The sequence below is a fragment of the Caminicella sporogenes DSM 14501 genome (genome assembly GCF_900142285.1).
Lineage (GTDB): Bacteria > Bacillota > Clostridia > Peptostreptococcales > Caminicellaceae > Caminicella > Caminicella sporogenes.
Genome location: NZ_FRAJ01000010.1, coordinates 37430 through 60891 on the forward strand (window position 1 = coordinate 37430; position 23462 = coordinate 60891).

22 protein-coding genes are annotated in these 23462 nt (G+C 30.1%); 20 read left to right on the forward strand and 2 right to left on the reverse strand.

The window, feature by feature from the left end; genetic code table 11:
* The first annotated feature begins 100 nt into the window (after positions 1-100).
* From prfB to tsaD, 11 genes are all read left to right on the forward strand, one after another.
* A protein-coding gene (gene prfB, locus BUA90_RS06795; protein WP_120240125.1) for a peptide chain release factor 2 occupies positions 101-1202 on the forward strand; the annotation gives its coding sequence in 2 pieces (ribosomal slippage) (positions 101-175 and positions 177-1202; 1101 coding nt in all).
* A 254-nt stretch (positions 1203-1456) separates the two neighbouring features.
* Entirely contained in the window at positions 1457-3511 is a 2055-nt protein-coding gene (locus BUA90_RS06800) for a methyl-accepting chemotaxis protein (protein ID WP_072966930.1), read from the forward strand.
* A 245-nt stretch (positions 3512-3756) separates the two neighbouring features.
* A complete protein-coding gene (locus BUA90_RS06805) occupies positions 3757-5910 on the forward strand; it encodes a Tex family protein (protein ID WP_072966932.1) in 2154 nt (717 codons plus the stop codon).
* 229 nt (positions 5911-6139) lie between these two features.
* Positions 6140-7444, forward strand: coding sequence for an MFS transporter (locus BUA90_RS06810; RefSeq protein ID WP_094756780.1), 1305 nt, complete (start codon positions 6140-6142; stop codon positions 7442-7444).
* A gap of 401 nt (positions 7445-7845) precedes the next feature.
* A complete protein-coding gene (locus tag BUA90_RS06815) occupies positions 7846-9003 on the forward strand; it encodes an amidohydrolase (RefSeq protein WP_072966937.1) in 1158 nt (385 codons plus the stop codon).
* A 114-nt stretch (positions 9004-9117) separates the two neighbouring features.
* Positions 9118-9312, forward strand: a complete 195-nt coding sequence (locus tag BUA90_RS06820; protein WP_072966939.1) for an aspartyl-phosphate phosphatase Spo0E family protein — start codon at positions 9118-9120, stop codon at positions 9310-9312.
* A gap of 250 nt (positions 9313-9562) precedes the next feature.
* Complete coding sequence (gene tsaE, locus BUA90_RS06825; protein WP_072966941.1) at positions 9563-10024, forward strand: tRNA (adenosine(37)-N6)-threonylcarbamoyltransferase complex ATPase subunit type 1 TsaE; 462 nt, start codon at positions 9563-9565, stop codon at positions 10022-10024.
* Positions 10021-10752 carry a tRNA (adenosine(37)-N6)-threonylcarbamoyltransferase complex dimerization subunit type 1 TsaB gene (gene tsaB / locus BUA90_RS06830; RefSeq protein WP_072966943.1) on the forward strand — a complete coding sequence of 244 codons (732 nt, stop codon included), beginning with the start codon at positions 10021-10023 and terminating at the stop codon, positions 10750-10752. Before tsaE ends, tsaB begins: the two co-directional genes overlap by 4 nt.
* Positions 10739-11182 carry a ribosomal protein S18-alanine N-acetyltransferase gene (gene rimI / locus BUA90_RS06835; protein WP_072966945.1) on the forward strand — a complete coding sequence of 148 codons (444 nt, stop codon included), beginning with the start codon at positions 10739-10741 and terminating at the stop codon, positions 11180-11182. Before tsaB ends, rimI begins: the two co-directional genes overlap by 14 nt.
* Positions 11183-11195: 13 nt before the next feature.
* The gene (locus BUA90_RS06840) at positions 11196-11819 is read left to right on the forward strand and encodes an ECF transporter S component (RefSeq protein WP_072966947.1); all 624 of its coding nucleotides are present in this window, start codon (positions 11196-11198) and stop codon (positions 11817-11819) included.
* A 56-nt stretch (positions 11820-11875) separates the two neighbouring features.
* Positions 11876-12898, forward strand: a complete 1023-nt coding sequence (gene tsaD, locus BUA90_RS06845) for a tRNA (adenosine(37)-N6)-threonylcarbamoyltransferase complex transferase subunit TsaD (protein WP_072966949.1) — start codon at positions 11876-11878, stop codon at positions 12896-12898.
* A 765-nt stretch (positions 12899-13663) separates the two neighbouring features.
* Here the strand turns inward: tsaD and acpP are convergent.
* Positions 13664-13894, reverse strand: a complete 231-nt coding sequence (acpP, locus tag BUA90_RS06850; RefSeq protein WP_072966951.1) for an acyl carrier protein — start codon at positions 13892-13894, stop codon at positions 13664-13666.
* A 113-nt stretch (positions 13895-14007) separates the two neighbouring features.
* Positions 14008-15915, reverse strand: coding sequence for an ABC-F family ATP-binding cassette domain-containing protein (locus BUA90_RS06855; RefSeq protein WP_072966953.1), 1908 nt, complete (start codon positions 15913-15915; stop codon positions 14008-14010).
* Between the two features lie 319 nt (positions 15916-16234).
* Between BUA90_RS06855 and BUA90_RS06860 the strand changes: the two genes are divergently transcribed.
* The 9 genes from BUA90_RS06860 (at position 16235) to glpK (ending at position 23387) form a co-directional block, all read left to right on the forward strand.
* Positions 16235-16879 carry a redox-sensing transcriptional repressor Rex gene (locus tag BUA90_RS06860; RefSeq protein WP_072966955.1) on the forward strand — a complete coding sequence of 215 codons (645 nt, stop codon included), beginning with the start codon at positions 16235-16237 and terminating at the stop codon, positions 16877-16879.
* A gap of 104 nt (positions 16880-16983) precedes the next feature.
* Positions 16984-17325 carry a DUF3870 domain-containing protein gene (locus BUA90_RS06865; RefSeq protein ID WP_072966957.1) on the forward strand — a complete coding sequence of 114 codons (342 nt, stop codon included), beginning with the start codon at positions 16984-16986 and terminating at the stop codon, positions 17323-17325.
* A gap of 305 nt (positions 17326-17630) precedes the next feature.
* Entirely contained in the window at positions 17631-18197 is a 567-nt protein-coding gene (locus tag BUA90_RS06870) for a glycerol-3-phosphate responsive antiterminator (RefSeq protein WP_072966959.1), read from the forward strand.
* A gap of 151 nt (positions 18198-18348) precedes the next feature.
* The gene (gene dhaK / locus BUA90_RS06875; protein WP_072966961.1) at positions 18349-19347 is read left to right on the forward strand and encodes a dihydroxyacetone kinase subunit DhaK; all 999 of its coding nucleotides are present in this window, start codon (positions 18349-18351) and stop codon (positions 19345-19347) included.
* Positions 19348-19390: 43 nt separating this feature from the next.
* Entirely contained in the window at positions 19391-20017 is a 627-nt protein-coding gene (dhaL, locus tag BUA90_RS06880) for a dihydroxyacetone kinase subunit DhaL (protein ID WP_072966963.1), read from the forward strand.
* 25 nt (positions 20018-20042) lie between these two features.
* Positions 20043-20435 carry a dihydroxyacetone kinase phosphoryl donor subunit DhaM gene (gene dhaM / locus BUA90_RS06885; RefSeq protein WP_072966964.1) on the forward strand — a complete coding sequence of 131 codons (393 nt, stop codon included), beginning with the start codon at positions 20043-20045 and terminating at the stop codon, positions 20433-20435.
* Positions 20436-21004: 569 nt separating this feature from the next.
* A complete protein-coding gene (locus BUA90_RS06890; RefSeq protein WP_072966966.1) occupies positions 21005-21367 on the forward strand; it encodes a Lin0368 family putative glycerol transporter subunit in 363 nt (120 codons plus the stop codon).
* Positions 21368-21401: 34 nt separating this feature from the next.
* On the forward strand, positions 21402-21734 hold the full coding sequence (locus tag BUA90_RS06895; protein ID WP_072966968.1) for a Lin0368 family putative glycerol transporter subunit: 333 nt from the start codon (positions 21402-21404) through the stop codon (positions 21732-21734).
* A 108-nt stretch (positions 21735-21842) separates the two neighbouring features.
* Positions 21843-23387: a glycerol kinase GlpK gene (glpK, locus tag BUA90_RS06900; RefSeq protein ID WP_072966970.1), complete on the forward strand. Its 1545-nt coding sequence runs from the start codon at positions 21843-21845 to the stop codon at positions 23385-23387.
* Positions 23388-23462 lie beyond the last annotated feature (75 nt).

The window sequence follows — 23462 nt, forward strand, 5'->3', positions numbered from 1 at the left end:
TTATCAGTTCTTAGCTCTCGGATTAGGGTTATTCTCTAGGGTTAAGTTGACATGTAACAGGATATTGCTGATAGAAAAATTGTATAAGAGGTGAGTGAAGTTGCTGTTACTCGAACAGAGTTTACAGGATTTAAAGGAGATTGAGTTATCTTTAAAAGAATTGAGTGTTTCTCTTTGACATAGAAAATATTAAAAAAGAGATAAAACTTTTAGAAGAAAAAATGACTGAGCAAAAATTTTGGGATAATCAAAGTGAAGCTCAAAAAGTTTTGCAACAGTCTAAAAGATTGAAAGATAAAGTAGCAAGTTTTGAAAATTTATATAATACTTGGGAAGAAATTAGTCTTCTTGCAGAGATGGGAATAGAAGAAAATGATTCGTCAGTAGAGAAAGAAGTTATTAAAGGAATAGAAGATTTGAAAGAAAAAATTGAAAAACTTAAAATACAAACACTTTTAAATGGAAAGTACGATAAAAATAATGCCATATTGTCGATACATTCTGGAGCAGGTGGTTTAGATGCTCAGGATTGGGCTGAAATGCTTCTCAGAATGTATACTAGATGGGCTGATAAAATGGGTTATACAGTTAAGATTCTTGATATACTTCCTGATACCGAAGCAGGAATAAAAAGTGCTGTATTGCTTATTGAAGGAGAAAATGCTTATGGTTATTTAAAGTCAGAAAAGGGAGTTCATAGGATAATTAGAATATCTCCTTTTGACCCATCTGGTAAAAGACATACTTCTTTTGCTTCGGTAGATGTAGTTCCGGAGCTCGATGATGACATTGAGATAAATATAAATCCTGCAGACCTTAGGATAGATACTTATAGGGCTTCAGGAGCAGGCGGACAGCATGTAAATAAGACAGAGTCTGCTGTTCGTATAACACATATTCCAACTGGTATAGTTGTCCAGTGTCAAAATGAACGTTCACAGCACAGTAATAAAAATACTGCTATGAAAATGCTTATGGCAAAGCTTATTGAGTTGAAAGAGATGGAGCAAAAAGAAGAAATAGAAGACTTAAAGGGAGATTATAGTCAAATTGCATGGGGAAGTCAAATACGTTCTTATATATTCCATCCTTACAATCTTGTAAAAGATCACAGAACAAATGTTGAGGTGGGAAATGTTGGAGCAGTTATGGATGGAGAAATAGATAAGTTTATTAATGAATATTTAAAACAAAAACGTTAAAGTGAATTTGGCAGAAAGATATATATTCTTTCTGTTCTTTTTTAAATATTATTGATAAAATTTTAACGCTGGATTTTGCAATTTTAAATATGAAACTTGCAACTTAAAATTTTTTTTATATATTTAATAAATTTATGAAAAGACTTGTTTTTTAAGAGGAATTTTTATGACTCGTGTAGAATTTATTATATATACATATTTTTTTATTTGCAGTATGTTTTTATAAATCTATCAAAAGGAGGTAATCTGTAGAATTGATTAAGACAGAGAATTTAAAAAAAGGTACTAATCAAAACAAAAAAGAGAAGAAAACTGGAAAATTAAAAAATAGTAAATTTAATAAAAAGATAGGACTTCAGATTTCTTCTATTATTGTAATTATATTACTTATTTCCATTTCTTCAATAGGTGTTATAAATTATTTTAAAGATAAAAGTAACATTGTGGAAAGAGCAAAGCATGATAATTATACTATGGCAATGGCTTTATCTTCACAAGTGGATATGTATGTTAGAAGTACGGCTGATATATTAAAAACAGTAGTTAATTCTATTGATTTTCAAAGTATGGATGAAACAATGAAGACGATTACTTTATCAAAAATTATATCTAAAAATAGACAGATAAAAAACTTATGCATGACTGATAGAGAAGGAAATGTATTAGCTACAACTTATAGTTTAAGGGATAGGGGAAAAAATTATAAAGATAAAGCTTGGTTTAAAGAAGCTATAAAGGGAAAAATTTATGTTTCAAATGCTTTTATAGATAAAACGACTAATACGCCGATTATAACTATTGCACATCCTATAGAAAATAGAGTTGGAAGTGAAATAGGTGTAATATCAGCAGATTTAAAATTGGATCAACTTTATTATTTAGTGAAAGATATAAAAATTGGAAAAACTGGTTTAGCATATATAGTTGATGGTGAAGGAATAATAATAGCTCATAAGCAATTTAATACAAAGGTTATGACTAGATATGATGCAAAAAAGATAAAAGGTGTTGCAAATCTTTTAAATAAGGGAAACGGAAGCGATATTTATTTAAATACTGAAGGAAAAAAAGTAGTTGGAGGATATTATAGGGCTCCTTTTACAAATTGGGGTGTTATTGTAGAAAAAGATTATGATGAAGTGCTTTTAGAAACTAAAAAGGCATTTAAGAGAACGATTTTAATTTCTTTGGTTTTCATATTGTTTGGAATAGTGCTCAGTCCATTTTTTACTAAAAAATTTACAAAACCCATTTTGAATATGACAGAAGTAGCAAATAAATTAAAAGAAGGAGATTTGACGCAGAGAGTTAGGGTTGATTGTAAAAATGAATTAGGTATACTTCAATCAGCTTTGAATGAAATGAGTGAACGCTTTACTTTGCTTATAAAAAATATAAATAAAACAGTAGATGATTTAAATACTTCTTCAATGCAGTTAGAAGAAAGTACTGTAATGTCTTCAAAAGCTTCAATTCAAATATCAAATATAATTGAAGAAGTAGCTAAAAATACGGAAAAACAAATAGAAAGTGTTACAGATGCTGAGGCAACTATTGAGGAAATGGCAGCAAGTCTTAAAAATGCGGCAGACAATTCTATGGAAATTTTAAAGGCATCAAATCATGCTTCAAATTTAGCAGAAGTAGGAGCTAAAGATATAAATGATATAGTAGAAACTATGGAATCGATAAAGAAAGTAGTTTTAGATTCAAGCAAATTGATTGGAAACTTGAATAATCATATAAAAGAAATAGGAAATATAGTAGGATTTATTAAGGAAATATCTGAACAAACTAATTTACTTGCTTTAAATGCTTCTATTGAAGCAGCTAGAGCTGGTGAACATGGCAAGGGCTTTACAGTTGTTGCAAATGAAGTTAAAAAGCTTGCTGATGAATCTTCACGTGCTTCAAAAAATATTGAAGAGCTTATAAATAAAATTCAAAATGAAAGTAAAAAGATTATTATTTCAATGGAAGGAAGCATAGAAAGAGTAAAAACAGGAACAGAAGTTATAAGCAATACTACAAAATCTTTTAAAGAAATTATAAGTGAAACACAAAGTGTTGCTAAAGAAATAGAAGATTTTGCAGCAACTATGGAACAACTTTCATCTGGAATGGATGTAGTTGAAGATGCTGTTCAGCAAGTAGTAGATTTATCTCAGACTACAGCTTCAGGAACTCAAGAAGTTTTATCTAATGTTCAAGAACAGGAAGCTGCTATACATAATATTGTAGAATTAGTCTGTACACTAGGTGATATGTCTGCACAACTTCAAAATATAGTTAAGAAGTTTAAAATGTAGTATTAAATTATAAATTTTTAGATGACAGGGGGACAGATGTATATATAGACCCTCTGTCTATTTTATTGTTTATAAGCTTAAATATTTTTTGTAAAAAGTTGCAGGTTTAAAATTAAGAGTTAAAAATTAAGAATTAAAAAGCTCTTAAGCATTAATTTGAAGATTTGGAACATAGAATTGAAAAAGCATCGAATATGTATTTGTTCTTTTATTGTGGTACAATATATCAGAAAGGAGAGATATTAATGGAATTAGTGATAAAACAATTAATGAATGAATTTAAACTTAAAGAATTTCAAGTAAAAAATACTATAAAGCTTATAGATGACGGTAATACGATACCATTTATTGCTCGTTATAGAAAAGAGCAGACGGGAAATCTCAGTGATGTTATTTTAAGGGATTTTTTTGATAGGCTTACATATCTTAGAAACCTTAAAAAGAGAAAAGAAGAGGTTATAAAGTCTATAGCTTCTCAAGAAAAACTTACAGATGAATTAAAAGAAAAGATATTATCAGCATCTACTATTACGGAAGTAGAAGATTTATATAGACCATTTAGACCTAAGAGAAGGACTAGAGCTACTATAGCTATGGAAAAGGGATTAGAACCTTTAGCAAAAATTTTGCTTGAGCAGAATATATTTGAGGGCAGTATTGAAAAAATAGCTAAAGAGTATGTAAATAAGCAAAAAGAAGTAAATTCCATAGATGAAGCTTTGCAGGGAGCTATGGATATTATAGCAGAGATCATATCAGATGATGCAGAGAATAGAAAAATGATAAGAAATATCGTATATTCTAGAGGACTGCTTGTATCTAGTGCAATAGATGAAGAAGCTGAATCAGTTTATGATATGTACTATAAATACAGTGAAGAAATAAAGAAGATACCTTCTCATAGAATACTTGCAATAAATAGAGGAGAAAAAGAAAAGGTACTCAGAGTAAAAATTGAAGCACCTCATGAAGAAATCGTTTCAAAATTAAAGAAAAAAATAATGTTACAAGATAGTATTACTAGAAAATATGTTGAAATGGCTGTTGAAGATAGTTATAAAAGGCTTATATTTCCATCTATTGAAAGAGAAATTAGAAATATGCTTACTGAAAAGGCACAAGAGCAGGCTATTAAAGTATTTGCACTTAATCTCAAAAGTTTATTGCTTCAGTCTCCTGTAAAAGGAAAAGTAGTTATGGGATTTGACCCTGCTTATAGAACAGGATGTAAAATAGCCATAGTAGATGAAACAGGAAAGCTTTTGGATACAACTACAGTTTATCCTACACCTCCACAAAATGAAGTAGATAAGTCTAAAGAGATTTTGAAAGATATGATAGAGAAATATAAGGTAGATATAATTGCTATAGGAAATGGTACTGCTTCAAGGGAATCTGAAGTATTTGTGGCAGATATGATAAAAGAAATAGATAGAGAAGTTTACTATACAATTATAAGCGAAGCAGGAGCATCTGTTTATTCAGCTTCAAAATTGGCTAATGAAGAATATCCGGATATAAATGTATCTCTTAGAGGTGCTATTTCTATTGCAAGAAGACTTCAAGACCCATTAGCTGAATTTGTAAAGATTGACCCTAAACATATAGGAGTAGGGCAGTATCAGCATGATGTAAATCAAAAAAGACTTAGTGAAGTACTTACTGGAGTAGTTGAAGATGTTGTTAATAGTGTAGGTGTAGACCTTAATACTGCTTCGGTTTCATTACTTTCATATGTTGCTGGTATTTCAAAATCTATTGCTAAAAATATAGTAAAATACAGAGATGAAAATGGAAAATTTAAAAATAGAAGTGAGCTTTTAAAAGTTTCAAGACTTGGACCGGCAACTTTTGAACAAGCAGCGGGTTTTTTGAGAATAATTGATGGTGAAAATGTATTGGACAGTACAGCAGTACATCCAGAATCTTATGAAGAAACAGAGAAAATGCTTAATAAAATGGGATATAGCTTAGAAGATATTAAAAATGGCAATCTTAAAGAGCTTAAAGAGAAAATTGAAGAATACGGAATAGAAAAATTAAGTGAGCAGCTTAATATAGGCATTTTAACACTTAAAGATATTATTGAAGAACTTTTAAAACCGGGAAGAGACCCTAGAGATGAAATGCCAAAACCTATTTTTAGAAGTGATGTTTTAAAGATAGAAGATTTAAAACCAGATATGATTTTAACTGGTACAGTAAGTAATGTAACGGATTTTGGAGCATTTGTGGATATAGGAATAAAAAATGATGGGTTAGTTCATATTTCAGAAATGAGTGAAAGATTTGTAAAAAATCCTATGGATATTGTTTCAGTTGGAGATATTATTAAAGTAAGGGTGCTTAATATAGATGTAAAGAAGGGCAGAGTTTCGCTTAGTATGAAAAAAGCGTAATACAATGCAATTAAGAGTTAAGAATTAAGAGTTAAAAGTTAAGAGTTATAAAGACTATAAAGGATTAATTCTATAAATTGAGAGCCGAGAACCGAAAACTGAAAAGGATTGACTCGAATACTTGAAACTTTTGGCTTAAAAATTTTTAATTGTTACAAAAAATTATAGAAAAATTATTCAAAATATTATAAAATGTAGTTAATATTCAAAAATGGAAAGGAGAGATGTGATGTCAAACTTAGATGAGCAGAGAGTAAAAAAATTGATGTCGTACCGTTGGGCAGTATGGGGAGTGCTTGTACTAGCATATGTAATAGTATTTTTCCATAGATTAGCTGTAGGTGTTGTTAAAGATGAATTAATAAATGATTTTAACATAACAGGGACTACATTTGCCAACTTGGGTTCAACTTACTTTTATGCATATATGCTAATGCAGATTCCTTCAGGTATGTTGGCAGATTCTTTGGGTGCACGTAAAACGGTTACTATAGGTACATTGGTAGCAGGTATAGGTTCTATAGTATTTGGATATGCACCGAGTATATTTTGGGCTTTTTTTGGAAGATTATTAGTAGGTTTGGGTGTGTCAGTAGTATTTATATCTATTTTAAAAATACAGTCTAAGTGGTTTAAGGAAAGTGAATTTGGTACTATGTCGGGGATAACTTCTTTCGTTGGAAATCTAGGAGGTATACTTGCTCAAACTCCTTTAGCTATAATGGTTGGTATTTTAACTTGGAGGACATCATTTGCAGTTATAGGTGCAGTATCGATTGTTATTGCGGTGTTGTGTTATTTAATAGCTAGAAATACACCTGAAGAAATGGGACTGCCGTCAATTGCAGAAATAGAGGGCAGAGAAGTAAAAAAATCTTCAAGTCAAGGAAGTGGACTTGTAAAGGGATTAATAAAAGTTATATCAAATCCAAGAACTTGGCCTGGCTTTTTTGTATTTGCAGGATTTTTTGGAGCTTTTGTTTCTCTTACGGGTACATGGGGGCGTTCTTATATAGTAGATGTTTACGGTATATCTAAGGTTTCGGCTGCAAACTATATGGTGGCAGCAGTACTTGGATTGGCTATAGGAAGTATAGTTATAGGTATTTTTTCAGATAGAATAAAAAAGAGAAAACTTCCGATGATTATGTTTGGTGCAGTTTATGTTATATCGTGGGCTGTTTTAGTATTTGTAAATGGAGGTAAACCACCTGTATCTATTTTACCGATTTTGTTATTTTTATTGGGATTTACATGTCCAGCATTCGTATTAGGATGGGCATGTGCAAAGGAAATAAATCCACCGGAAATAGCAGGTATTTCAACTTCTGTAGTAAATATAGGCGGATTCTTTGGAGCTGCCATATTGCCTCCAATGTTAGGCAAAGTATTTGATAAGTTTGGAGGAGTATTGCCTCCAGTAGAGCTTTATCAAAGGGCGTTTATGTATGCATTTATATCTGCTGTTGTAGGATTTGTATTTATTTTTTTAGTTAAGGAAACTAACTGTAGAAATATATATGAAGATAAATAAAGTAGAAAATGCTGGTTTGCTGATTTTTGGCTACCAGCTTCTTATTTTTTAAGAACGCAAATTAAAAGTTAAGAGCTATAAAGACCCTAAAAGATTGACCCTATAAACTGAGAGCTGGGAAATAGTTAGTAGTTAGTAGTAAAAGATTTTTTCTACTAACTACTAACTGAGTTCCCAGTTAATAGCTTATAGTTTTCTTAAAGAAGTTTTAAAGGACTTTAAAAAACTCAAAGACTAATCTTGAAGATGCTGAGAGCCGAGAACCGAGAACTGAGAGCTGAAAATGATATTCGAATGCTTAGAATTTGTAAATAAAAAGCTGAAAAACTTCTTGTATAAAAGAAGGATAATAAAGTAGTTATGATGAACTAATAATATGAGAAAAAAATGGAGGGATTAGTATGCTTTTAATTAAAAATGGAAAAGTTTATACTATGGAAGGTAAAGTTTATAATAAAGTAAGTATCTTAATAGAAGATGGGAAAATAAAGGAAATAGGAGAAAATATAGTAGCTCCTCTTGATGTAGAGGTAATTGATGCAGAAGGTAAAATTGTAATGCCCGGTTTTATAGATGCACATTGTCATTTAGGTATGTGGGAAGATGCTATTGGATTTGAAGGAGCAGATGGAAATGAAATGACTGACCCTGTAACCCCGCATTTGAGAGCTATAGATGCAATAAATCCACTTGATAGGAGTTTTGAGGAAGCTAGACAGGGTGGCATAACTTGTGTAGCTACAGGTCCGGGAAGTGCAAATGTTATAGGAGGACAGTTTGCTGCTATAAAGACATACGGAGATAGAATAGATGATATGATAGTAAAAGCTCCTATGGCTATGAAATGTGCTTTTGGAGAAAATCCAAAGAGAGTTTATAATGAAAAAAAGTTAAGTCCTATGACTAGAATGGCTACAGCTGCAATTCTTAGAGAAAGTCTTATGAAAGCAAGAGAATATAAAAGAAAGCTTGATAAAGCAGGTGATGATATATCAAAACGTCCTGCCTTTGATATGAAAATGGAAGCTCTTTTACCAGTTTTAAATAAAGAAATTCCTCTTAAAGCTCATGCACATAGAGCAGATGATATTTTAACTTCTATTAGGATAGCTAAAGAGTTTGATGTGAGAATAACTTTGGAACATTGTACTGAAGGTCATTTGATAGCTCATCATATAAAAAATGAAAATCTTGCTGCAGTTGTTGGACCAAGTTTTGGAACAAGGACAAAATTTGAACTTAAAAATTTAACTTTTGAGACTCCCGGTATTTTGAGTAAAGCAGGTGTAAAAGTTGCTATTATGACAGATAGTCCTGTTGTACCCCTTCAATATTTGCCACTTTGTGCATCATTAGCAGTAAAATCTGGTATGGATGAAGAAGAAGCGTTAAAGGCTATTACAATAAATGCAGCTGAGATAATGGAAGTAGATGATAGAGTAGGAAGTATAAAGGAAGGTAAAGATGCTGATATAGTTATTTGGAGTGTTCATCCATTTGATATAAATTCTGAAGTTTTATATACAATAATAGATGGAAAAGTAGTATATAAAAAATGAAAAGATTGAATTTTCTGAAACTATTTTAAAATTTGTTTAATTTCTGGTTTTTATGGTATAAATTTAATATACAAGTCTTTTCAGCTTTAAGGGGTATTGGGAAGGTGGGATTTTATGTCCATACTTGATGATAATAAAAATTTAATTAAAGAGATTGATGTTTTAAGAAAAATGCTTGAAAGCCATTTGTCTGAAGCTGATAAGCCTACAGAAAAAGAAGTAGTAAAAATTAGTCAGGAATTAGATAAACTTATAGTTTTATATTATAAAAAGATAGGATATAGTGAAGAAAATAAGCTGTCTGAATAAGACGGTTTTTTTTTATTATATTTGAAAACATTAGTTTGACAATCTTGTAACCTCTTATGATAATGGATATAATATAGTAGATAATAAGTAGTTGGTTGTTAGTAGTAAAGAATTTTTTTACTACTAACTACTTGCCACTTGCTACTAACGCAAGATTACAGGTAACAGGAAAGAATTCTCTAGTGTCTTTTAATTCTTATAATTTTTAATTCTTAATTATAATTAAACTTTAATGTATAAGAGGTGTAAAATGAGGAAAATAATAAGCAGAAGTGTTGAAGAAACTAAAAAGATTGGATATAGATTAGGCAAATTATTAGAAAAAGGCGATGTAGTCTGTTTAACTGGAGATTTAGGAGCTGGAAAGACTACATTTACAAAATCTATAGCAAGAGGACTCGATGTTGAGGAAGATGTTACAAGTCCAACGTTTACAATAATAAATGAATATAATGGAAGACTGCCTGTATATCATTTTGATGTATACAGGATAAATGATATAGAAGAAATGTATGAAATAGGATTTGAAGAATATTTTTATGGAGAAGGGGTTTGTATAGTTGAATGGGCTTCAAAAATAGAGGAAATTATTCCTAATAAGCATCTTTGGATAGAGATAAGATTAGGCGATAATGAAAATAGCAGAGAATTTTATTTTAAACCTTCATCAAATCACTTTAAAAAAATATTAGAGGAGCTTGATAAAGAATGAATATATTAGCTATAGATACTTCTTCACTTGTGGCTACAGTAGCAGTCATAAATGAAGAAAAATTATTAGGGGAATATACTATTAATACACCTATGACACATTCACAAAAACTTATGCCTATAATAGATGAACTCATGAAACAGTTAGATTTAAAAATGGATGATATAGATTTGATAGCTGTATCGAGAGGACCGGGTTCGTTTACTGGAATAAGAATAGGAGTAGCTACTGCAAAGGGGCTTGCTCATCCTAATAATATACCTATTATAGGAATTTCAAGTTTAGAAGGGCTTGCTAGTAATATTCCGTTTTCTGAATATTTGATTTGTCCAATAATGGATGCTAGAAGAAATCAAGTTTATACAGGTGTGTATAAATGGGAAGAAAATAAATTAAATAATATAGTAGAAGAAGCACCGCTTACGATAAAGGAATTAACAGATATACTTTTAAAAAGAAAAGAAAAAGTTATTTTTTTAGGTGATGGATTAAATAGATATGGTAAGGATATAATAGATAAGTTTAAGGATAAAGCTATATTAGCACCGCAGTATATATCAATGCAGAGAGCTTCTTCTATTGGACAGTTAGCTTTTAATAAAGTAAAAAATGGAGATGCAAAGCTTAAAAGTTATTTGGATATAGTGCCTGTATATCTTAGAAAATCAGAAGCTGAAAGGCAGTACGAAGAAAAAATGAAAAGGTGTTTGTGTGATGAAGAAAGTTAATGTTAGAAAGATGGATTTAAAAGACATAGATTCAGTAATAGAAATAGAAAATAAAAGTTTTAAAGTGCCTTGGTCTAAAAAGTCTTTTGAAAGAGAAGTAAAAGAAAATATGTTAGCTAAGTACTTTGTAGTTGAATATGATGAAAAAGTAGTTGGCTATGGTGGGATGTGGTTTATAATTGATGAAATTCATATAACAAATATTGCTGTACATCCAGATTTTAGAGGTATGAATTTAGGAAGTTTTTTATTAAAATCTATGATAGAATATGCTGAAAGTATAGGTATATATAAGATGACATTAGAAGTGAGAAAAAGCAATATAGTTGCACAAAATCTATATAAAAAGTTTGGATTTAAAGAGTGTGGTGTAAGACCTAAATACTATGAAAATAATGAAGATGCCATAATTATGTGGAGAGAATTATAGGGAGGAAAATAAAATGTCCGAAAAAGTTAATTTTAGAAAAGAAAGGATATTTAATTTTAAAGAAATATTGAAAATTAGTAATATGGTAAAAATATCATTTTTATCAGTTTTATCTTTTATCATTATGCTTATAGAAATACCTGTGCCATTTTTTCCGGGGTTTTTAAAGATTGATTTAAGTGATGTTCCTGCATTAGTAGCTGGATTTACATTAGGACCTATAGGCGGTATATTAGTAGAGTTTATTAAAAATTTACTTCACTTTATCATAAAAACTGATACAGGTGGAGTAGGAGAATTTGCAAACTTTTTAATAGGTATTGCTTTGGTAATACCATCAGCTACTATGTATAGAATAAAAAGAGTTAGAAAAATGGCTTTTTTAGGTATGGGACTTGGTATTATTTTGATGGGAATAGTAGGAGCTTTGGCTAATTATTATATATTGATACCTTTTTATGCGAAAATGATGCCTATAGAGCAGATAATAGCGTGGAGTAGTGCAGCAAATGGAGCTATAAGAGATTTAAAAACGCTAATTTTATATGGAATACTGCCTTTTAATATAATTAAAGGCATAGTTATAGTAATATTTACTTCAGCTATATATAAAAAAATATCCCATTTATTTGTTTAGAAAAAAATTTGATTTTAAAAATGTATATTTTATAAAAGGAAAGCGAAGGTGTAAAAATGGAAGGAAGTTTAATAACTTTAGCTTTGGAGTCAAGTTGTGATGAAACTTCTGTGGCTGTTGTAAGAAATGGTAGAGAAGTTCTTTCAAATATAATATCTTCTCAAGTAGATTTGCATAAAAAATTTGGTGGAGTTGTTCCAGAGGTTGCCTCTAGGAAGCATATAGAAAATATAAGCTGTGTTATAGATGAAGCTTTAGAAGAAGCAAATATAACATTTAAAGATGTAGATATGATAGGTGTTACTTATGGACCCGGTTTAGTTGGGGCTTTACTTGTGGGATTGTCTACTGCAAAAGCTTTAGCATATTCTTTAAATGTTCCGCTAGTAGGAGTTAATCATATAGAAGGTCATATATATGCAAATTTTATCGAACATAAAGAGTTAAAGCCTCCCTTTATTTGTTTAATTGTATCAGGCGGCCATACTCATCTTGTGCATATGAAGGATTATGGAGTATATGAGGTTTTAGGAAAAACTAGAGATGATGCTGCTGGAGAAGCTTTTGATAAAGTAGCAAGAGCACTTGGTTTAGGTTATCCCGGTGGGCCTCTTATAGATAATTTATCTAAAAAGGGAAATAAAGAAGCAATAAATTTTCCAAGAACTTATTTAGAAGATAAAAGTTTAGATTTTAGTTTTAGTGGATTAAAATCTGCTGTTTTAAATTATTTAAATAATAATAGGCAAAAAGGGATTGAAATATCAGTAGAAGATGTTGCAGCAAGCTTTCAGCAAGCAGTAATAGATGTACTTGTAGATAAAACTATAACTGCAGCAAAAAGATGTTCTGTAAAAAAGATAGTTTTAGCTGGTGGTGTAGCAGCTAATAGTGGATTAAGAGAGCTTTTAACTGCTAGATGTAGGGAAGAAGGTTTTGAGCTTAAATATCCTTCTTTAAGATTATGTACAGATAATGCTGCTATGATAGGGTGTGCTGCATATTATGATTATATAAAGGGATATAGAGCTGATATGTATTTAAATGCGGTGCCTAATTTGAAATTGGGAGATAAATAAAAAAATTTTTCCGGTTATTTACCGGATTTTTTTTGAATTAAGAATTAGGAATTAAAAATTATAGAAACTAAAGATTGATTTGAGAACTTGTAACTTGGAGTATAAAACTGTGTAAGTTTGGTTGAAATAAAATACGTTTTTAGCATTATGTAAACTTAAAATAGATTATAGTTATTTTGTTCACAGTCTGGATAAAATTGTGGATAAAAATGTGGAAAATGTGAAAAACTTATGAAAATAAGTAATATAGTAAAATAAATGTGGATAAATCTGTGTGTTATGTGGAAAATGTGTGGATACTGATGTGTATAGATGTGCTTAATAGATTTATATGTTTGAAGTTTAAGAAATATGACTATTAATTTTTGGTATACATAAAATTTAATTGAGAATTGAAAATTGATAATTGAGAATTAATAATTGAAAAAAGATACTTGATAATTTAGTTAGTAGTTAGTAAGCAAGTAGTTAAAAAATCTGTTACTACTAACCACTAACTATTTCCCGGTTGATAGCTTACAGCTTTCTTAAAAAATTTTTAAAGGATTTAAAAGAACTCAAAGACTAACTTTAAAGATGCTGAGAGCTAAGAACTAATCCGTAATCTATTACCTTATTAAAAGTTAAAAAACTCTAAAGATTTGACATGAAATTTGGAACTTACAATTTAAAAATGTTGTAGAAAAAGAGGAAAATAGATGGGAAATAAATAAAATTTCCCGGGAAATGTAGAGAAAAATAAAAAAGTCTGGAAATATTTCCAGACTACATTTTTTCTTCTACATATTTTACAATGTCACCGATATTTTTGAATTCTTCTGCATCTTCATCAGGAATTTCAATATCGAATTCATCTTCAATTGCCATTATAACTTCAACAGCGTCAAGTGAATCAGCTTCTAAATCATTGATTAATGAAGTTTCCATTGTAATTTCAGTGTCTTCATCTAAACCTAGTTGTTCGATAATAATTTCTTTAATTTTTTCAAATGCCATGTATATTCCTCCTTTATTATTTTTATCGAACTTGCAATCTCTTACATTATCATATTAATAATCACTTATTATTATACTTAATTTTAAGCAATTGTCTAGAAAAATTTATTTTTCTAGATAAATTCTTCCCATTCTTCATACAGTTTTTCCAATTTGGATTTTATTAATTCTAATTCATCATGAACTTCTTTGCTTTTTTCGGGATTTGAATATATTTCTTCTTTACACATGAGATTTTCTAGTTCAGTTATTTTAGATTCTAAATTTGAAATTTTTTCTTCTAAATCTTTTAAATATTGTTTTCGTTTTTTCTTTTCGGCTTCTTCCTGTTTTTTACGTTTTTTTTCTTCTTTAATTTGAGTTTTAGTTTTATTATTAGAATTTTTTTCAGTTGGTGTATTTAGTAAATTCTTTTTTTCAATGTAGTAATCGTAATTTCCAAGATATTCATGAATACCATCTTTAGATAATTCTAATATTTTAGTCGCAATTTTATTGAGAAAATATCTGTCGTGAGATATTGTCAGTATAGTACCATTATATTCAATAAGTGCATCTTCAAGTACTTCCTTAGAAGGCAAGTCTAAATGATTTGTGGGTTCATCGAGTAATAAAAAGTTAGATTTTGATAACATTAGTTTTAAAAGTGATAGGCGATTTTTTTCACCACCACTAAGATTAGATACTTTTTTAAATACATCATCTCCTGTAAATAAGAATGCAGCTAAGAGATTTCTGATTTCCGGTTCTGAAAGTTTAGGATTTGCATCGCTAATTTCTTCAATTAAGTTGTTTTCTTCATTTAAGTTTTCTAATTCTTGATCGAAATATCCAAGAAATACATTATGACCTAGTTTGATATTTCCTTCGTTGTAGTCTATATTGTTAAGTAAGATTTTGAATAAAGTAGTTTTACCAACACCATTTGGACCGATAAGACCGACTTTTTCACCACGATATATATTAAAGTTTACATTTGAAAATAAAAGAGTATTTCCAAAAGATTTTGATAGATTTTCTACTTTTAAAACGTCTTTTCCGCTGTTGATTTTAGTTTCAAATTTAAGTCTTGTCCTTTCATTATTTAATATAGGTTTTTCTATAATATCCATTTTTTTAAGCATTTTTTCTCTGCTTTTAGCTCTTTTAGCTAATTTTTCAGTTCCGTGCTGTTTAAATCTTCGTATAATTTCTTCTTGTCTTTCTATTTCTTTTTGCTGTTTTATATATTTTTTCATTTGAGATTCATATAGACTTTTTTTGTATTTGATAAAATCGGTATAATTACCTTCACATTCTAGAAGATTAGTGTTTTCTATTTCGAAAATTTTATTGACTATTTGATCTAAAAAATATCTGTCATGTGATATGATGAGAAGTGTTCCATTGTAGTTTTTAAGAAAAATTTCTAGCCAGCTTATTGCATCAATATCTAAATGATTTGTTGGTTCATCTAAAAGTAGTATATCTGGTTTTTTTAGTAGGAGCTTTGCAATATTAAGTCTAGACTTTTGACCACCACTTAATTGATATATTGGTTTATCGAAATCTTCTTCAGTAAAGCTAAGTCCTTTTAAAACGCCTCTTATCTCACTTTTAAATGCATACCCATTTCTATTATTAAATTCTTCGAGTTTATTAGAGTAGGTATCCATTAATTTTTTAAAAGCTATACTTTCATGGTCAGTAGCTTCTGAAATTTTTTTTTCTAAATTTCGTATTTCTTTTTCTAATTCTATAAGGTCTTTAAAAACAGTGAGACATTCGTCAAATATAGTTTTATTTTCGTCATAGTCAGGATTTTGCTTTAAATAACCTATTGTTTTATTTTTTGCTATATATATTTCGCCTTTATCATATGGGATTTGACCTGTAATGATTTTAAATAGAGTTGATTTACCTGTTCCATTTTTTCCGATTAAACCTACTTTGTCGCCAAGATTTATAGTAAAGGATATGTTATCTAATATCATGTCAATTCCAAAAGATTTAGTAATATTGCTACATGATAGTGCTATCATTTTTTTCCTCCCCAAAATATATTCAAAATTTACGTTTTTAAAGCCTTTCCTTATTTTTCATTAAATTTTAAAGTTGGACACCTATTTATTTTAGTTAGAATTACAAGTTATTTGTTCTAAAATATTTTAACATATAAAAGAGTATAATATAAAATAATAAATAATAATTAGTCTAGAAAATAAGTGATTATAATGGTATAATAATTGTTAAAATGATAAAAGTTTGACACTGTTTTCTTAAGATGCTATAATTTTTCTAACTAGAATATAAATTTTCTAATCCAATTAGAATTAATATATGGAATAGGAGTAGTTAGTTATGAGTAGAAAAAGTAGAGTTTCGATGGCGGTTATTAGAAGGTTACCTAAATATCATAGGTATTTAAATGAACTTTTAAATAGGGATATAAAGAGAATATCTTCAAAGGAATTAAGTGAAATAATAGGTTTTACAGCTTCTCAAATAAGACAGGATTTAAATAATTTTGGTGGTTTTGGACAGCAAGGATACGGATATAATGTAGAAGAATTATACAATGAAATTGGAAAAATTCTTGGACTTGATAGAGGATACAATACTATAATAATAGGTGCAGGTAATTTAGGACAAGCTCTAGCTAATTATTCTAATTTTGAGAAATTTGGTTTTAGATGTAAAGCGATGTTTGATGTTAATCCTAAACTTATTGGTTTAAAGATTAGAGATATTGAAATAAAAGATATGGATACATTAGAGGAATTTTTATCTGAGACCCAGATAGATATAGGGATTATTTGTACTAATAAGGAGAGTGCACAGCTGATAGCTGATAGATTGACATCATGTGGAGTTACAGCTATTTGGAACTTTGCACCTGTGGACCTTAAGGTTCCTGATGATGTAATAGTTGAAAACGTTCACTTGATAGAGAGTTTATTAACTCTTACTTATCTTTATAAAGAAAGGGAAGAAGAGGAGAGTTAAGAGTTAAGAATTAAAAATTAAAAAGATATTAGAGGAAAGAGATTAAGCTGGGAGCTGAGAGCTGAGAACTGAGAACAAACCTGTAACCTTATTAGGAGGGCTATATGAGAAAAGTATATGGAGATGATACAGTATATTTTATTTCATATGCTAAGTTACCTAATAGTATAGCTGCGGCGAAATTATTAGATGTAGTTGGTGTTGGATTAGTTATAAATAAAAAAACAGGAATTATTGAAGATATAAGTTGTACGCTTATTACAGAAGAAGCTAAGCTCTTTTTAAAAGATGTTATGGTCGGATATAATCTTCATGAAAATGGATTAGATAAGTTGATAGATATTATACAAAACAGGTTTCATGGACTTTCACAGAAGGCAATATGTGTAGCAGTAAAAGCGGCTGTTGAAAGATATGAAGCATGGCTTAAAGAGACAAGTATATAAAATTTAATGTTTTGTTCATGTATTTAAAAAGCGATAAAAATCGCTTTTTTCTTATGTGAAATTTAGTTTTAATAAATAAATGTAATTATGAAAGGCAGTTTGTTAAAAAATAAATTTATAGAAGATTTTGAAATCTGTTGACTAATGAATTTATATGTCATAAAATTAAATTAAATTCATAATATTAAATATGGCTGGAGAATTGGAGAGCCACACAAGCTAACCTATTTTATAGGCTTATTTTGTGTGGTTATTTTTATTTTCAAGATGGACAAGTAAAAATTTATATTTTGGGAGTGACTAGTGTGAGGGAAAAATTAGTTAGGAAGTTAGAAGCAAATCCTATAATTGCAGCTGTCAATAGCTTGGAAAAATTGGATTTAGCGATTGACTCGCCTTGTGAAATAGTTTTTTTGCTTACAGGTAATATTTTTAATTTAAAACAGATTATAGAAAGAGTAAAAAATGCAAATATGGATATATATGTTCATATAGACTTATTAGATGGATTTTCAAGAGATATGACAGCTTTAAAATATATTTATGAAAATATGAAGCCTGATGGAATAATTACTACAAAATGTAATTTAGTGAAAATGGCAAAGAGTATGAACATATATGTTATACAAAGACTTTTTTTGCTAGATTCATTATCATTGGAGACAGGTATAAATTCAGTACATTTAACGAGACCTGATGCAATAGAAGTAATGCCGGGAATTATGCCGAAAATTACAAAGAAAATACATGATGCAACTAATATTCCTATAATAGCTGGTGGGCTTATTAGCGATAAGGAAGATGTTATAGGAAGTCTTAAAGCAGGAGCTGTAGCAATATCTACAAGCAAAGAAGAAATTTGGTATATGTAGATTTGTTTATTTTTGTTTTTTATATTAAAATTATTATAAGAGTTAAAAATTGAAAATTAGGATAATTTATTATTTATTTTTTAAAAAACAAGATTTGACTGAAAATTAATAAAATATTTAATATTCAAATATATTTTAAGGGGGATTTAAAATGAAAAAGATTATTAATAATCCAGAAAATGTAGTAAATGAGATGCTTGATGGCATAGTTAAGGCACATCCGGAGTATGTAAAAAGACTTGAAGGATTTAATGTTTTAGTTAGAGCTGATAAACATGATAAGAAAAAGGTTGCATTAGTAAGTGGTGGTGGGAGTGGGCACGAACCATCACATGGTGGATTTGTTGGTGAAGGTATGTTAGATGCTGCTGTAGCTGGAGAAGTATTTACATCTCCAACTCCTGACCAAGTTTTTGAGGCTATAAAGGCAGTTGATAATGGTGAGGGAGTATTATTAATAATTAAAAATTATACTGGAGATGTAATGAATTTTCAAATGGCTGGAGAATTGGCAGAAGCTGAAGGTATTAAAGTGGAAAGTGTAATTGTAAATGATGATGTTGCAGTTGAAAATAGTACTTGGACGACAGGTAGAAGGGGAATTGCAGGAACAATATTTGTGCATAAAATAGCAGGAGCGGCTGCTGAAAAGGGTATGAATCTTTCAGAAGTAAAAAGAATTGCTGAAAAGGTTATTTCAAATGTAAGGTCTATGGGAATGTCGTTGACTCCATGCACAGTACCTGCTGCTGGCAAACCGGGTTTTGAATTAGCTGAAGATGAAATGGAAGTTGGTTTAGGTATTCATGGAGAACCGGGAACACATAGAGAAAAAATAAAACCAGCAAGTGAAATAGTTAAAGATTTACTTGATAAGATTTTTAATGACATAGACTTAAAAGAAAATGATGAAGTTGCTGTAATGATAAATGGTTTAGGCGGAACTCCACTTATGGAATTATATATCGTTAATAATGAAGTTGAAAAATTGATGAGAGAAAAAGGACTTATGATATACAGAACAATTGTTGGAAATTATATGACTTCTTTGGAAATGGCAGGTTTTTCAATATCTGTATTGAAACTTGATGATGAACTTAAAGAATTGCTAGATTATAAAGCAGATACTCCTGCATTTAAAAAATTATAAAATCATTTATATTGAGGCTTTATAATAAAAGGAGGCACGAGTTATGATAACAAGAGATATGCTATTAAAAATACTACATAATATTGCTAAAGTAATAGAAGAAAATAGACAGTTTTTAACTGATTTAGATGCAGCTATAGGTGATGGAGACCATGGAATAAATATGAATAAAGGATTTAAAGCTGTTGAGGAGAAATTAAATTCTTTGAAAGATAAAGATTGTGGAACTATACTTAAAACAACTGCTATGACATTGATTTCAACAGTTGGAGGAGCTTCAGGACCTCTTTATGGTACAGCTTTTTTAAAAGCATCAGCAGTTGTAAATGGAAAAATGGAGCTTAGCAGTCAGGATATAATAAAGATGTTTGAGGAAGCTATAAATGGAGTAATGATGAGAGGAAAAGCACAAAGAGGAGAAAAAACTATGTTAGATGCTCTTATTCCAGCTTATGAAGTACTTAAAAATTCTATAGAAAGTGGAAAATCATTAAAAGAAGCTTTTCAAGATGCAGCTAAAGCAGCTTATGAAGGAGTAGAGTATACTAAAACAATAAAAGCTACAAAGGGAAGAGCAAGTTATTTAGGGGATAGGAGTATAGGACATCAAGATGCTGGTGCAACTTCAAGTTATTTAATGATAAAAACTATAGCAGAAACGTTAGATTAATTTAAATAAGCAGGAGGAAATATTTATGGTAGGAATAGTAATAGTATCACATAGTGAAAAAATTGCTGAAGGTGTAGTTGAATTGTGCAGCCAGATGGCTCAAGGAGAAGTTAAAGTCATAGCAGCTGGAGGAACAGAAGATGGAAGAATAGGAACAGATGCAGTTAGAATAATGGAAGCTATAAAAAAAGCAAATAGTGGAGATGGAGTTTTAATACTAGTTGATATGGGTAGTGCTATTATGAGTACACAGCTTGCTTTAGATTTATTAGATGAAGATTTAAAAAATAATGTAGTTATAGTAGATGCTCCAATTGTTGAAGGAAGTATAGGTGCTGTTGTACAGGCTTCTATAGGAAGTTGTCTACAAGAAGTGAAAAAGGTTGCAGAGGAAAGCAAAAATTTGAAAAAGATATAAAAATATTATTAGTTATATATTATTATGGTAGTGAGAATTAAGATGATGTAAAAAATTAAAATTTATAGAAAATTTAGAAAAATGAACTATTGACTTAAAGATTATTCTGTTATAAAATATAAGTATAAAATATAATATATAGGCGGGAGAATTGGAGAGCCACATAAATTAACCTATCAATATGGTTATTTTATGTGCTCTTTTTATTTTATATAAAGCTTTTGATATTTTATATATTTTCGAATATATATGTATGTTTTATTTTTATATGAATTAAACATAATCGACAACTTGCATTAATAATATTTATTATAAAGTTTATTTTTAGATATTTGGAAAACGTTTTACAAACTAAGGAAAATAAATAATAATATAGTTGTGAGTTAAATTTTAAAATACAATATAAAAAGTTTGTTTTTTAAAATTTATTTTTGCAGTATCATGGCAGAAACAAAGCGTTAAAAACGCTTTTGTTCTTAATTAATTTTTTAAGTGGAGGTGGTATACTTTCATTATTTTTGAATAGGAGCATGGAAAAATTTAATTAATAAAAAGTTAGGAGGGAAAGAATGAAACATTTAGGAACGATATTTGGAACTGCTATTGCAGGTATGTTTGTTATGAGCGTTTGGGGAAAATTTGTAGAAGCATATGGTATAGGTGGCGGTTGGTTTGCAGGATTGGCAATTATTGGTACAATGTGGTTTTTAAATCATTATGTAGGTATTCATAATAATGATGGAGCATGGGTAGATATGGCTTTAGGTATAGGCGTAACTGGTACTATGAGAGGAATATTTGAAGGCGGAATACAAGCAGGAATTGAATCTCTACCTACATTATTAGTAACAGTAATAGGTGGCTTATTTGGCGGATTGGCAGCGTACAAACTTGAAGTATATTTAGCTAAGAAAGAAGAAGCTAATGCTTAAAAAGTTTATATTATAAAAAGGGGTGAAATGGCAAATGACTATGGCTAATGTTATTACTACTTTTGCAGGTGCTTTTATATTTCCGTTTCTTATTAGATTGTGTTGGGGAAAAATGTGTGAAACTTGGGGTGCTATAGGAGGCTGGATGGCAGCAGGATTTATAGTAGGTACTACTTGGACTTTAAATCATGGTGTTGGTTTTATAGTTCAAACAGGTTCAGCGTGGATAGATATGGCTTGGGCTGCAGGTGTTGGTTTGTTTGTGGCTTCTTTGGCATCTGGAGATGATTTTAAAAAGGGTTTTACAAATGTAATTTTTGCACTAATAGGTGGAACTTTAGGAGGATTTATTCTTTCTTGTTTATAATTTAATGAAATTTTAGTTGAGAATATATATTTACTTTTAGGATTAATTTAACTTATAATAGTGATGTTTTTTCATTTAAAATACTAATATTCAAGGGGGAGAAAAGTAATGGATAAAAGGTATATTTTAGCTTTAGATCAAGGAACTACAAGTTCAAGAGCAATTATATTTGACCATGATGGAAAAATTGTTAAAGTAGCTCAAAAAGAGTTTACACAAATATATCCGAAGGCTGGTTGGGTAGAGCATGACCCAATGGAAATATGGGGAACACAGAGCGGAGTTGCAAGAGAAGTATTAGAAGCAGCAGGTATTAGACCTGAAGAAGTAGCAGCTATTGGAATTACTAATCAAAGGGAAACAACTGTTGTATGGGATAAAAATACAGGTAAACCAATATATAATGCTATAGTTTGGCAGTGTCGAAGAACAGCCGGAATATGTGATGAATTAAAAGAGAAAGGATTAGAAAGCTATATAAGAGAAAATACGGGTTTGGTAGTTGATGCTTATTTTTCAGGAACAAAAGTTAAATGGATACTTGATAATGTTGAAGGAGCAAGGGAGAAGGCTGAAAAAGGTGAATTATTGTTCGGAAATATTGATACATGGCTTGTTTGGAATTTGACTAGAGGAAAAGTTCATGTAACTGACTATTCTAATGCATCTAGAACTATGCTTTATAATATTAAGGAACTTAAGTGGGATGAAAAAATACTTGATGAACTTGGAATACCTGCTTCAATGCTTCCTGAAGTTAGACCTTCAAGTGAGGTTTACGGCTATACAGATGAGAAAACATTTGGAGGAGCTAGAATTCCTATAGCAGGTATTGCTGGAGACCAGCAGGCAGCACTATTTGGTCAAACTTGCTATAAACCGGGTATGGCGAAGAATACTTATGGAACTGGATGTTTTATGTTAATGAATACAGGAGAAGAGATGGTTCCATCTAAAAATGGTTTACTTACAACTATAGCGTGGGGATTAGATGGAAAAGTAGAGTATGCTCTTGAGGGAAGTATTTTCGTTGCAGGAGCTTCTGTTCAGTGGCTTCGTGATGAGTTAAGATTAATAGATAGTGCAAAAGATAGTGAGTATTTTGCAACACAAGTAGAAGATACAAATGGAGTTTATGTAGTTCCGGCATTTGTTGGATTAGGAGCTCCTTACTGGGATATGTATGCTAGAGGAACTATTGTTGGACTTACACGAGGAGCAAATAGAAATCATATAATAAGAGCAACACTTGAATCTATTGCTTATCAAACTAGAGACGTTCTTGAGGCTATGCAGGAAGATTCAAAAATTGAGCTTAAAGCACTTAAGGTTGATGGAGGAGCAGTAGCAAATAATTTCTTAATGCAGTTCCAAGCAGATATTCTAGGAGTACCTGTTGACAGACCTGAAGTAATAGAAACTACAGCGTTAGGAGCTGCATATCTTGCAGGTTTGGCAGTTGGGTTCTGGTCAAGTAAGGAAGAAATAGCTAAGAAATGGGCTATAGATAGAACTTTTGAAGCTAATATGAGTGAAGCTAAAAGAGAAAAATTATATGCAGGTTGGAAAAAGGCAGTAGATAGAGCACGTATGTGGGAAGAAGCTGAAGTAAATGAAGCATGTGATGAAGCTGCCGCAGCTGAAGAAAAATAATCTATTGTAAATATAAATAACTTTACAAATAAGATTTTGAATGATATTCTTTAATTAGTAGTGAATAAAACTAGA

What these genes read in the sequence shown, in the direction of transcription:
- dhaM (WP_072966964.1), top strand. Translation starts at nt 20,043, where the DNA reads ATGGTAGGAATAGTAATAGTATCACATAGTGAAAAAATTGCTGAAGGT.
- tsaE (WP_072966941.1), top strand. Translation starts at nt 9,563, where the DNA reads ATGAGGAAAATAATAAGCAGAAGTGTTGAAGAAACTAAAAAGATTGGA.
- tsaB (WP_072966943.1), top strand. Translation starts at nt 10,021, where the DNA reads ATGAATATATTAGCTATAGATACTTCTTCACTTGTGGCTACAGTAGCA.
- tsaD (WP_072966949.1), top strand. Translation starts at nt 11,876, where the DNA reads ATGGAAGGAAGTTTAATAACTTTAGCTTTGGAGTCAAGTTGTGATGAA.
- dhaL (WP_072966963.1), top strand. Translation starts at nt 19,391, where the DNA reads ATGATAACAAGAGATATGCTATTAAAAATACTACATAATATTGCTAAA.
- BUA90_RS06805 (WP_072966932.1), top strand. Translation starts at nt 3,757, where the DNA reads ATGGAATTAGTGATAAAACAATTAATGAATGAATTTAAACTTAAAGAA.
- BUA90_RS06865 (WP_072966957.1), top strand. Translation starts at nt 16,984, where the DNA reads ATGAGAAAAGTATATGGAGATGATACAGTATATTTTATTTCATATGCT.
- acpP (WP_072966951.1), bottom strand. Translation starts at nt 13,894, where the DNA reads ATGGCATTTGAAAAAATTAAAGAAATTATTATCGAACAACTAGGTTTA.
- BUA90_RS06895 (WP_072966968.1), top strand. Translation starts at nt 21,402, where the DNA reads ATGACTATGGCTAATGTTATTACTACTTTTGCAGGTGCTTTTATATTT.
- BUA90_RS06860 (WP_072966955.1), top strand. Translation starts at nt 16,235, where the DNA reads ATGAGTAGAAAAAGTAGAGTTTCGATGGCGGTTATTAGAAGGTTACCT.
- BUA90_RS06815 (WP_072966937.1), top strand. Translation starts at nt 7,846, where the DNA reads ATGCTTTTAATTAAAAATGGAAAAGTTTATACTATGGAAGGTAAAGTT.
- dhaK (WP_072966961.1), top strand. Translation starts at nt 18,349, where the DNA reads ATGAAAAAGATTATTAATAATCCAGAAAATGTAGTAAATGAGATGCTT.
- BUA90_RS06890 (WP_072966966.1), top strand. Translation starts at nt 21,005, where the DNA reads ATGAAACATTTAGGAACGATATTTGGAACTGCTATTGCAGGTATGTTT.
- rimI (WP_072966945.1), top strand. Translation starts at nt 10,739, where the DNA reads ATGAAGAAAGTTAATGTTAGAAAGATGGATTTAAAAGACATAGATTCA.
- BUA90_RS06810 (WP_094756780.1), top strand. Translation starts at nt 6,140, where the DNA reads ATGTCAAACTTAGATGAGCAGAGAGTAAAAAAATTGATGTCGTACCGT.
- BUA90_RS06855 (WP_072966953.1), bottom strand. Translation starts at nt 15,915, where the DNA reads ATGATAGCACTATCATGTAGCAATATTACTAAATCTTTTGGAATTGAC.
- BUA90_RS06840 (WP_072966947.1), top strand. Translation starts at nt 11,196, where the DNA reads ATGTCCGAAAAAGTTAATTTTAGAAAAGAAAGGATATTTAATTTTAAA.
- glpK (WP_072966970.1), top strand. Translation starts at nt 21,843, where the DNA reads ATGGATAAAAGGTATATTTTAGCTTTAGATCAAGGAACTACAAGTTCA.
- BUA90_RS06820 (WP_072966939.1), top strand. Translation starts at nt 9,118, where the DNA reads ATGTCCATACTTGATGATAATAAAAATTTAATTAAAGAGATTGATGTT.